Annotated in this window: 11 protein-coding genes; 5 read left to right on the top strand and 6 right to left on the bottom strand. The window is 72.1% G+C overall.

The features are described 5' to 3' along the window. The coding region (locus tag IEZ17_RS09255; RefSeq protein WP_189298308.1) for a PHP domain-containing protein at window positions 1-593 on the bottom strand (593 nt) is incomplete at its 3' end. 287 nt (window positions 594-880) lie between these two features. Here IEZ17_RS09255 and IEZ17_RS09250 point away from each other — a divergent pair. From IEZ17_RS09250 to IEZ17_RS09235, 4 genes are all read left to right on the top strand, one after another. Continuing rightward, a complete protein-coding gene (locus tag IEZ17_RS09250) occupies window positions 881-1,537 on the top strand; it encodes a hypothetical protein (RefSeq protein ID WP_189298306.1) in 657 nt (218 codons plus the stop codon). Window positions 1,538-1,647: 110 nt separating this feature from the next. Continuing rightward, window positions 1,648-2,496, top strand: a complete 849-nt coding sequence (locus IEZ17_RS09245; RefSeq protein ID WP_189298304.1) for a thioredoxin domain-containing protein — start codon at window positions 1,648-1,650, stop codon at window positions 2,494-2,496. Between the two features lie 252 nt (window positions 2,497-2,748). Beyond that, window positions 2,749-3,411, top strand: coding sequence for a hypothetical protein (locus tag IEZ17_RS09240; protein ID WP_189298302.1), 663 nt, complete (start codon window positions 2,749-2,751; stop codon window positions 3,409-3,411). Between the two features lie 60 nt (window positions 3,412-3,471). Beyond that, a complete protein-coding gene (locus IEZ17_RS09235) occupies window positions 3,472-4,377 on the top strand; it encodes a thioredoxin domain-containing protein (protein WP_189298300.1) in 906 nt (301 codons plus the stop codon). Window positions 4,378-4,455: 78 nt separating this feature from the next. On the opposite strand, the gene IEZ17_RS09230 is transcribed toward IEZ17_RS09235, so the two are convergent. Beyond that, window positions 4,456-5,067, bottom strand: a complete 612-nt coding sequence (locus tag IEZ17_RS09230) for a dienelactone hydrolase family protein (RefSeq protein ID WP_189298298.1) — start codon at window positions 5,065-5,067, stop codon at window positions 4,456-4,458. Between the two features lie 130 nt (window positions 5,068-5,197). On the opposite strand from IEZ17_RS09230, the gene IEZ17_RS09225 reads away from it, so the two are divergent. Beyond that, complete coding sequence (locus tag IEZ17_RS09225) at window positions 5,198-6,292, top strand: mechanosensitive ion channel family protein (protein ID WP_189298406.1); 1,095 nt, start codon at window positions 5,198-5,200, stop codon at window positions 6,290-6,292. A 21-nt stretch (window positions 6,293-6,313) separates the two neighbouring features. On the opposite strand, the gene IEZ17_RS09220 is transcribed toward IEZ17_RS09225, so the two are convergent. The 4 genes from IEZ17_RS09220 to IEZ17_RS09205 all read right to left on the bottom strand — a co-directional run bounded on the left by IEZ17_RS09220 (window position 6,314) and on the right by IEZ17_RS09205 (window position 10,522). Next, entirely contained in the window at window positions 6,314-7,906 is a 1,593-nt protein-coding gene (locus IEZ17_RS09220) for a Na+/H+ antiporter (RefSeq protein WP_189298296.1), read from the bottom strand. Between the two features lie 90 nt (window positions 7,907-7,996). Beyond that, window positions 7,997-8,938 (bottom strand): RluA family pseudouridine synthase, encoded by a 942-nt coding sequence (locus tag IEZ17_RS09215; protein WP_189298294.1) that lies wholly within the window; start codon window positions 8,936-8,938, stop codon window positions 7,997-7,999. A 99-nt stretch (window positions 8,939-9,037) separates the two neighbouring features. Further along, complete coding sequence (lspA, locus tag IEZ17_RS09210) at window positions 9,038-9,640, bottom strand: signal peptidase II (protein WP_189298292.1); 603 nt, start codon at window positions 9,638-9,640, stop codon at window positions 9,038-9,040. Between the two features lie 126 nt (window positions 9,641-9,766). Continuing rightward, a complete protein-coding gene (locus IEZ17_RS09205; RefSeq protein ID WP_189298290.1) occupies window positions 9,767-10,522 on the bottom strand; it encodes a TraR/DksA family transcriptional regulator in 756 nt (251 codons plus the stop codon). Between the last annotated feature and the right edge of the window lie 439 nt (window positions 10,523-10,961).

The raw sequence follows: 10,961 nt of genomic DNA, 5'->3' as shown, positions 1-10,961 counted from the left end.
CCGTGGTCCATCAGCTCCAGGAAATACCGGTCCTTGCCGAAGATGTCCTGGTACTCGGCGGCGGCCTTCAGCGCCTCGTCGTGCTGGCCCAGCCGCAGCCGGGTCTGGAGCTCGCCCGAGGGGCAGCCGGTGGAGGCGATCAGCCCCTCCGACCACTGGGAGAGGGTCTCCTTGTCCATCCGCGGCCACTTCTGGAGCCAGCCCTCGGCGTACGCGTCCGAGGACAGCCGGAAGAGGTTGTGCAGACCGGTCTTGTTCGCCGCCCAGATCGTCTTGTGGGTGTAACCACCCGAACCGGAGACGTCATCGCGCTTCTGGTGCGGCTGGCCCCACTGGATCTTGCGCTTGTTGCGCCGGGACTCCGGGGCCACATACGCCTCGATCCCGATGATCGGCGTCACCCCGGCCTTCTGCGCACTGTGGAAGAAGTCGTAGGCACCGTGGAGATTGCCGTGGTCGGACATGGCGATGTGCGTCATGCCCATCTCGTTGCACGCGTTGAACATGTCCTTCAGCCGCGCCGCACCGTCCAGCAGCGAGTACTGAGTGTGGACGTGCAGGTGCGTGAAAGGGGGCCTGGACGAGGGGGCCACGGGCGCTGAACCTCCGGGAAAACAGTGCGCTGGGGGATGGATGGGGCGGTGTTGAAGTCTACGACTCCGCACCGACAGCCGACCGCGCTCCGAGCGCTCCCGCACCCCCGGGGGACGCCCCCGGAGACCCCCGCGGCGCCGTCCCGCCGGGCTCGTCCCCCGGGGTCGGCGGGACGTCCGGACTGGCGCACGAGCGGTCACCGTCCGTTCATCCCGTTTTTCCCTTACACACCACTTCATCCCCTCTTGGCAGCCACTCGTCCCGGCGCATGGCACACTCGCTACCAATGGACATCTCGGCGGCACATCTGCGGGCTCTGCGCGCGGCGCTCTTCACAGCGCTGTGCGTGACGCTGTCCTCGGCGTCCCATGTGCTGCTGTCCCGTATGCCGCTGCCCCCGGCCACCGTCGCCGGGCTCTCCGCCGCCGTGTTCGCGCTCGCCTACGCACTGGCCGGCCGCGAGCGCGGCTACTGGCGGATCGCCGCGCTGCTGCTCCCCCTGGAGCTGGCCGCCGACGTCGTCTTCAGCCTCGGCCAGCACACCTGCTACGGACAGGACGGCAACCCGATGGGCGGCCGGTTCTCCCTGGGCATGGGGCTGCTGTGCGGCGGCGACCCGGTCGGCGGCCCGCTGCCGCGGCTCGCCAGGGACGGCGCCGTCCCGGCCCCCGTCTGGCTGCTGCTGCTCGCGGTCCATCTGGCCGTCGGGCTGCTGGCGGCCGGCTGGCTGCGCCGCGGCGAGGCCGCGCTGGCGCAGCTGCTGGGCGCGGTGGCCGGCTTCGCCTTCCGCCCGCTGCTGATCGCGGTCGCGGTCATCGGCCGGGCCGCCGCCCCGCGCCGCGCGGTGCCCGCCCCCGTACGGACCTCCCGCCCGGCCCGTACCGCTCCCCTGCTCGTGCACTCCGTGGTGCGCCGCGGTCCGCCCTGCGCGCTCGCTGCCTGAGGCCGCCCGGCCCGGCAGCGCGCGGAGCGGCGCCCCCGAAGCGCATCCGCCTCCGACAGCACGCATCCCCCGTCCCCATGGACCACGGACCTCACGGAGCAGGAACAGTCATGAGCAACCGCAACAACCAGGCCAACAAGCAGGCAGCCCGCGAGCGGCTGCGCGCCGAGCGCGAGCGGCAGGCCAAGAAGGACAAGACCCGCCGGCAGCTGATCGTCGGCGGCGCGGTCGTCGCGGTGCTGGCGGTGGCCGGCGGCATCGGCTTCGCCGTCGCCAACTCCGGCGGCGGCAGCGGCTCCGGCAGCTCGGCCGCCGACGTCTGGGCGAAGGCCGCCAAGGCGAAGGCGGTCCCGCCCGCCCACACCAGCGGCCCCGACGGCACCACCATCGTCATCGGCAAGGCCGACGCCAAGAACACCCTCGACCTCTACGAGGACCCGCGCTGCCCCGGCTGTGCCGCCTTCGAGCAGAACGTGGGCGCGACCGTCGAGAAGGACATCAGCGACGGCAAGTACAAGGCGTCGTACCACATCGGGACGTTCCTGGACGGCAACCTCCAGGGCACCGGCTCCAAGAACGCGCTGAGCGCCCTGGGCGCCGCGCTGAACGTCTCCTCGGACGCCTTCCTGAAGTACAAGTTCGCGCTGTACTCGAAGGAGTTCCACCCGGACGAGACCGGCCCGGACAAGTTCGCCGACGACAGCTACCTGCTCAAGGTCGCCGACACCATCCCGGCGCTCAAGGGCAACGCCGCGTTCCAAAAGGACGTCAAGTCCGGCAAGTTCAACGCGTGGGCGATGGCGATGTCCAACGCCTTCAACTCCCACAAGGACGTCACCAGCACCCCGACGCTGAAGATGAACGGCACGACGCTGGGCACGGACAGCCCGCAGGGCAAGGTCGCGCCGTCCACGGTCGCCGACTTCAACTCGATGGTCGACAAGAACCTGAAGTCCTGAATCCGGCATGCCGATCCGGGAGTTGTGAGCCCGGAGCGACGGCCGGGGCACCGCCCCGGCACCCCGGCCGGTGTGCCCCGCGCACACCGCCCGATGCCAAATCTTGACCCGGCGTTCCGCCGCGCTCGTGGCAGACTCCCGACCGTGCAGGCGACGGGAGTCCGTCCGGCGGCCCGGCCCGGGGCCTCGTCCGGGGACCGGCTCAGGGTGGTGGGGGCACTCCCCCAGCTACCGCTGGGGGCACCCCCACCCATGCCCTTGAGGCTATGGGGGAGCGCGGCGCTGTTCACCGCGCTGTGCGTCACCCTGTCCGCGACCGCCCAAGTCCTGCTCTCGCACGCCCCGTTGCCGCCCGCGCCACTCGCCGCGGTCTGCGCCGGGGTCTTCACCGCCGCGTACGCGCACGCCGGCCGCACCCGCGGCTACCGGCGGACCGCCGCCCTGCTGCTCTCCCTGGAGCTGGCCGCCGACACCGTCTTCACCACCGGGCAGCACACCTGCTACGGCCGGGCCGGCGGGCCGGTCGCCGGCCCGCTGCACTCGGTCGGCGTCGATCTGCTGTGCCGGGGCGGCGAGTTGGGCACCCCGCTGGCGCGGCTGGCCGCCCGCCCCGCCGGCTCGCTGCCGCCGGCCACCCCGTGGGCCGCCCCCTGGCTGCTGCTCGCCGCGCATCTCGCGGTCGGCCTGCTCGCCGCCGGCTGGCTGCACCGCGGCGAGGCCGCGCTGGACACGCTGCTGCGCGCCGCCGCCGCGGGCGCCTGCCGGCCGCTGCTGACCGCGGCGGCGGCCCGTGCCGTGACCGCCCCGCTCCGCCGCCGGGTCCGTCCGCTGTACCCGCTGCCGCCGGCCCGCCCGCTTCCCCTGCTCGTGCACTGCGTGGCGCGCCGCGGCCCCCCGGTCCCGGCCGCCGTCTGAGCATCCGTACCGCCATCAGCCAGCGCAGCACGCAGGAACCGAAGGAAACGGACACCCCCCATGAGCAACCGCAAAGACCAGGACGGCAAGCAGGCGGCCCGCGAACGGATCCGCGCCGAACGCGAACGCCAGAAGAAGAAGGACCGGCTGCGCCGCCAGCTCGTCGTGGCCGTCTCGGTCGTCGGCGTCCTGGCGGTCGCCGGCGGGATCGGCTTCGCCGTGGTGAAGGCGAACGAGCCGACCGGCTGGGAGGCCGCCAAGGAGGCCAAGCTGGTCACCCCGGCGCACACCCAGGGCAAGAACGGCACCGAGATCCTCCTCGGCGACAAGAACGCCAAGGAGACCCTGGAGGTCTTCGAGGACGTCCGCTGCCCGGCGTGCGCGGCCTTCGAGCAGAGCGCGGGCAAGGAGCTGCTCAAGGACCTCGGCCAGGGCCGGTTCAAGGTCCGCTACACCATGTACACGTTCATCGACGGCATGTCGGGCGGCGAGGGCTCCAAGAAGGCGCTCAGCGCGCTGGGCGCGGCGCTGAACGTCGGCCCGGACGCGTTCCTGAAGTACAAGTCCGCGCTGTACTCGACCAAGTACCACCCCGATGAGCGCGAGGACCTCTACGCCAAGGACTCCGAGCTGCTCAAGGTCGCCGCGGACGTACCGGAACTGAAGGGCAACAAGGCGTTCGAGACGGCCGTCAAGAGCGGCACCTACAACCGCTGGGCGATGGAGATGACGGCGCTCTTCGGCCGCAAGGGCGTCCGGGGCACCCCCACCTTCATGCACGGCGACAAGAAGCTGGTGCTGCCCGAGATCCCGCAGCAGCAGATCACGCAGGAGCAGTACGACCAGCTCGCGCAGGCCAACTTCCGCAAGATGATCGACAAGGAGTTCGGCCCGGCGAAGAACGGCGGGCCGGGCGGCGGCAAGGGCATCGCCCCGGGTGAGAAGGACCCGACGGCCGGCAAGTGAGCGCCGTGCCGGGACGGTAGCGGAAGAGGACACGGGCGGGCGGTCCCGGGCGCACCGGACCGCCCGCCCGGACCGGTCTCAGAGCCCGGCCAGGAATCCCAGCGCCACCTTCCAGGCGCTCCGGGCCGCCTCCGCGTCGTAGTCCGGCAGCTCGGGGTCGGTGAAGAGGTGGCCGGCGCCGGCGTAGCGGAACACCTCGACGTCCGCGCCGGCCCGGCGCATCTGGAGGTACCAGGCGTTCAGCCAGTCGTGCGGCTCGTACGGGTCCGGGTCGGCGACGTGCAGCTGCACCGGCAGGTCGTCGGCCACCGTGCCCTCGGCGATGTCGGAGGTGCCGTGCAGCAGGAGCAGCCCGCGGGCCTTCTCGTCGCCCAGGGCCAGGTTCTGCGCGACCGCGCCGCCGAAGGAGAACCCGGCGTAGACCAGCCCCCGGTCGGAATACGGGGCGACGGCCGTGATGGCGCGCTTGAGCAGCTCCTCCTTGCCGATCTCGTCCTTGATCAGGATGCCGTCCGGGACCGAGTCCGCGGTCCGGCCGTCGAACAGGTCGGGCACGATCACCTCATGGCCCGCGGCACGCAACCGGTCCGCGCCGGCGTGCACCGCGGGGCGCAGTCCGCACACCGAATGAAACAACACGATGGTGGAGGAACCGCTGGTCGCGGGCTCGGTGGAGGCGGGCACTGACATCACTTCCCTGGGGTTGGATCGCTCTTCCCCCATCGTGCCAGCTACGGTCGAGGGGACCTGCACGAGCACACCGCACCGGCCCGCGGAGCACTCCGCGCGGCGCACCCGCACCGAGGAGGGTCCCGTGTCCCTGGAGGACGTGCTGCGCCCGATCGTCGTCATCGGCGGCTCGATCGTGGTCACGCTCATCGTGGTCTGGCTGATCGACCGCACCCTGCACCGGATCGACACCCGGCACCCGGAGACCCCGCTGTGGGGGCTGCTGCGGCGCTGCCGGATACCGCTCCAAGTCGTGCTGTGCTCAGCCCTGTTGCGCGGGGCGTACGACCAGACCCGGCTCGCGATCGTCGAGGACCACGCGGTCGGCATAGGCCGGACGCTGACCCTGGTGCTGATCGCGGCCACCGCCTGGCTGGCCATACGGGCCGCGGCGGCGATCGTGGAGTCCTCGTACTCCCGCTATGCGACCCGCGGGCACGACGCGGCGCGGGTGCGGCGGGTGCGGACCCAGGTGACGGTGATCCAGCGGGTGGTCACCGCCGTGCTGGTCGTCGTCGCGGCGGCCTCGATGCTGCTGACGTTCCCGGAGATGCGGGCGCTCGGCACGTCGGTGCTGGCGTCGGCCGGGCTGATCGGCGTCGTCGCCGGTGTCGCCGCCCAGTCCACCCTCGGCAATCTCTTCGCCGGGCTCCAGATCGCGTTCGGCGACATGGTGCGCATAGGGGACACCGTGGTCGTGAACGGCCAGTGGGGCACGGTCGAGGAGATCACCCTGACGTTCCTGAGCGTCCGGACCTGGGACGAGCGCCGGATCACCATGCCGGTCTCGTACTTCACCAGCAAGCCGTTCGAGAACTGGTCGCGCGGCGGCTCCCAGATGACCGGCGCGGTCTTCTTCCACCTCGACCACTCCGCGCCCGTCGAGAAGATGCGCCAGCGGCTGCACGAGATCCTCCAGGAGAGCCCGGAGTGGGACGGCCGGTCCTGGAGCCTGGTGGTCACCGACACCACCCCGTCCACCATCGTGGTGCGCGCCCTGGTCACCGCCCGGGACGCGGACCACATCTGGACGGTGCGCTGCCAGGTCCGCGAGCGGATGATCGAGTGGCTGCGCACCGAGCACGCCTACGCGCTGCCGCGGATCGCCACCGCGCCCGCGCCGTCCGCCCACGAGACGCTGCACGTGGTGCGGCCCGACCCGCGGGCCGACGACCCGGACCGCTGACGCCGGCTCCCGGCGCCCGTCCTACGGCGTGCCCCGCAGGCTCCGCACGTCCAGGTGGCGCAGCACCCGGTCGACGATCTCCGGGTCGGCGCCCGGCTCGCTGCGCGCCGCCAGCACCTCGTGCCGCGCCGCCGACAGCATCTCGCCCTGGATGCGCTGCACCTTCTTCATCCGCGAGATGCGCTTCTCGAAGAGCTCGCGCCGCTCGTCGTCGACGATGTCCGGCGCGATCCGGGCCCCGATGTCGTACGCCCTGCGGGACAGCTGGTCGGCGACCTCCTCGGACACCTCCTCGACCTCCAGGACCTCCCGCAGCCGCCGCTTCGACGCCTTGATCACCCGCAGCGCCAGCTCCCGCTCCAGCGCGTCCACGGCATCGGTGTCGGCCCGCACCCGCAGCCGGCGCACCAGCCAGGGCAGCGTCAGCCCCTGGACGAGCAGCGTGGAGAGCACCACCGCGAAGGCGATGAAGAGGATCTCGTCGCGGGCCGGGAAGGGGCCGCCGTCCACCCCGAACGGAATGGCCAGCGCCAGCGCCACCGAGGCCACCCCGCGCATCCCGGACCACCACATGATGACCGTCTCGCGCCAGCTCATCGGGATGTCCTCGTCGATGTCGCGGCGCCGGTGCATCCGCTTGGCCAGCCAGGCGGCGGGCAGCAGCCACACCAGGCGCACCGCCACCACCACCCCGACGACCGCCGCCCCCGCGCCGAGCATCTGGCCCCAGCGGCCGGACGCCGCCCCGAAGATGTTGTGCAGCTCCAGACCGATCAGCCCGAAGGCGACCCCGGTGACGAGGGTGTCGACGACCTCCCAGAAGGTGTAGCCGGCGAGCCGGCCCAGCACGTCGTCGGCGTCGACGGCGTACTCCGCCAGGAAGAGCGCGCAGGTCAGCACCGCCAGCACACCCGACCCCTTGAACTCCTCGGCCAGCACGTACGCCACGAACGGCACCAGCAGCGTCAGCCCGATCTGCAACGTCGGATCGTCCAGCAGCCCCATCAGCTTGTTGGCCACCCAGCCGAGCACCAGCCCGACCGCTATCGCGACGACCGCGGACAGCACCAGCGAGCCCAGTGCCCCGGGCACCGAGAAGGTGCCGCTGAGCACCGCGGCGAGCGCGACGTGGTAGAGCACGATGGCGGTGACGTCGTTGAACAGCCCCTCGCCCTCCAGGATGGAGACCATCCGGCGGGGCAGCCCGAGCTTGCCGGCGACCGCGGTCGCGGCGACCGGGTCCGGCGGGGCGACCAGCGCGCCGAGCACCACCGCGGCGGCCAGCGGCATCCCGGGCACCACCGCCTGCGCGACCGCCGCCACCGCCGCCGTGGTGGCGAACACCAGCAGCACGGCGAGCAGGAAGATCGGCCGGAGGTTGGCGGTGAACTGCCGCCAGGAGGTGCGCTGGACGGCCGCGTAGAGCAGCGGCGGCAGCACGATGGGCAGGATGTACTCCGGCGGCACCTGGACGTTGGGCACGAACGGCAGCAGCGCCAGCACCGCACCGGCGAGCGTCATCAGCACCGGCGACGGGAGCCCCAGCCGGTCGCCCACCGGCACCATGACCACGGCTCCGAGCAGCAGGAGGAAGATCAGAGCCAGCTGGTCCACGGCGGCGACGCTCCGGGGTCGTTTTCGATCATTTCCGACCCAAGCCTGCCACGAAGCGGACCAATGCCCGCTTTTCCGGCGGAACTTCCCTCAGTAGCTCTCGTCCCGGACCGTGTCCAGCGCATGCTGGAGATCGTCCGGATACGCGCTCGCGAACTCGACCCGGCGCCCGTCCGAGGGGTGCTCGAACCCCAGCCGGACGGCGTGCAGCCACTGCCGCCCGACGCCCAGCCGTTTGGCGAGCGTGGGGTCCGCGCCGTAGGTCAGATCGCCGACGCAGGGGTGCCGGTGCGCGGCCATGTGCACGCGGATCTGGTGCGTCCGCCCGGTCTCCAGCTTGATGTCCAGCAGGCTGGCCGCCCGGAACGCCTCGATGAGGTCGTAGTGCGTCACCGACGGCTTGCCGTCGGCGGTGACCGCCCACTTGTAGTCGTGCTGCGGATGCCGCCCGATGGGGGCGTCGATGGTGCCGCTCATCGGGTCCGGGTGCCCCTGGACGAGAGCGTGGTAGCGCTTGTCGACCGTGCGCTCCCGGAACTGCTGCTTGAGCAGGGTGTACGCACGCTCCGACTTCGCGACCACCATCAGGCCCGACGTCCCGACGTCGAGGCGGTGCACGATGCCCTGCCGCTCGGCCGCCCCCGAGGTGGAGATGCGGTAACCGGCCGCGGCCAGCCCGCCGATGACGGTGGTGCCGGTCCAGCCGGGGCTGGGGTGCGCGGCGACCCCCACGGGCTTGACGATCACGACGATGTCGTCGTCGTCGTGCACGATCTCCATGCCCTCGACGGGCTCCGCGACGATCTCCACCGGCGGCGCGGCCTGCGGCATCTCGACCTCCAGCCAGGCGCCCCCGCGGACCCGCTCCGACTTCATCACCTCGGAGCCGTCCACCCGCACCTTGCCGGCCGCGGCCAGCTCGGCCGCCTTCGTACGGGAGAAGCCGAACATGCGGGCCAGCGCGGCGTCCACGCGCTCGCCCTCCAGGCCGTCCGGTACGGGCAGGGTGCGGATCTCGGGAAGGGTGCTCACCCCACGAGTATGTCAGCCCCGCGGCGGTGCCCTGCCCGGCGGCGGGCACCCGGACCGGGCCCCGGACCCCCGGGCTCCCCCGGCCCGCTCCCCCGCCGCTCAGTCCTTGTGCACGGTCCCGTCGGGGTCCAGCCCCTTGAAGGAGAGCAGCACGATCAGCACGCCGCCGCAGACGATCGCGGAGTCGGCGAGGTTGAAGACCGCGAAGTGCGCCGGGGCGATGAAGTCCACGACGGCGCCCTGGAAGACGCCCGGCGAGCGGAAGATCCGGTCGGTGAGATTGCCGAACGCACCGCCCAGCAGCAGCCCGAGCGCGATGGCCCAGGGGAGGCTGTAGAGCTTGCGGGCGATCCGGAAGATCACCACGATCACCACCGTCGCGATGATGGTGAGGAAGATCGTCAGCGCCTCGCCGATGGAGAACGCGGCACCGCGGTTGCGGATCACCTCGAACTGGAGCAGCGTCCCGACGACCTCGACCGGCGCGTGGTGCTCCAGCTTGGCGACCACCGCCAGCTTGCTGCCCAGATCGAGCAGGTAGACGATCGCGGCCACCAGGAGCAGCGCGGCGATCCGCCGCCTGCCGCGTCCGGTGCCCCGCTCGCCCTCCGCCGGCCGTCCCCCTTCGGATCCCGCCTCGGGTTCCGCCCCGGAACCCGGCTCGGATTCCGGCGTACCGGTGATGCGTTCCGCCTCTGCCACGTGTGAGTCCCTCAGCCCGTCGAGTCAACCACCGGGCCGTACCCGGCTGACCACGAGAGTACGGCACACGCATCCGGCAGCGGGCGGGATGGGTACCCGCCCGCCACGAGCCGGTCCCGGGCCGGGTCAGCGGCGCTCCTGCTTCTGCTTGCACTCCACGCACAGCGTCGCCCGCGGGAACGCCTGCATCCGGGCCTTGCCGATCGGCTTGCCGCAGTTCTCGCACAGCCCGTACGTGCCCGCGTCCAGCCGGCCGAGGGCGCGCTCGGTCTGGAGCAGCATCTCGCGGGCGTTGGAGGCCAGCGCCAGCTCGTGCTCGCGGGTGATGTTCTTGCTGCCGGTGTCGGCCTCGTCGTCGCCCGCGCCGTCGCCGGAGTCCCGCATCAGCCCCGCGATGGCGTCCTCGGCGGCGACGATCTCGGACCGCAGCCGGACCGCCTCGTCCATCAGCCCGGACCGCGCCTCGGCGACCTCCGCGGGCGTCCAGGGGTCCTCGCCGGGCCGTACGGCGAGCTCGCCGGGTGCCGCGGAGGTACGCGCCGGCGGCACCGCGGATTCCGCGCCGTGCTCCTCGGCGGACGACGCCGCCGTCTTCTTCGCCACCACCGTCTTGGCTCCCGTCTTCCTCGCCACCGCCGCGGCCTTCTTGGCCGGAGCGTGGTCCACGGCCGTCTTCCCGGCGGCCGTCTTCTTCGCCGTGGTCTTCTTGGCCGCGGACTTGGCGGGCGCCGTCTTCTTCGCCGCCGCCTTCTTCGGGGCGGCCTTCTTGGGAGCCGCCGGGTGCCGGGCCGCCTTCTTGTGGGCGGGCTGCTGCACGACGTCCTCGTCGGCAGGTTCGCCAGGCGTCGTGCTCTGCTCCGCGGCGGTCTTTTTCGCCACCATGGCCGCGACCCCTTCACATACGTGATCTTGTTCGCGAATCGTGACGGGAACGATAAATCGCCGCACGGCACGCGGCAACGGGACGCACCGCCCGGCCGCCCCGCCACCGGAACCGGAAAGTCCGGTCTGCCTCGGTTGTGCCCCGCTCCCCGCCCCGTAATCCGCCCGGCAGGCCCGGCGCCCGGCGTATCGCCATTCGGGTCACCCACCCGGCGGCGGGCGGCAAAGGGGGCGGTCCGGAGAAATCCGGTCGGCCGCTGTCGGCGCGGCCCCTTACACTGGGCGAAGCGAAAGGCATTGATGGGACGAGTAGCGTCATACGCAGCCGACAGCGACCCGGGGACGGTGTGAGCCCGGGGGCGTGCATGACGTGAAGATCACCCCGGAGTCGCCGGAAGAAAGCTTGGGACAGTGGGCTCCGCACACGGGCCACGGATCG

It is taken from the genome of Streptomyces albospinus (genome assembly GCF_014648695.1).
Lineage (GTDB): Bacteria > Actinomycetota > Actinomycetes > Streptomycetales > Streptomycetaceae > Streptomyces > Streptomyces albospinus.
The sequence above is the reverse complement of the archived record's forward strand: the minus strand, read 5'-3'. Positions and strand labels throughout refer to the sequence as shown.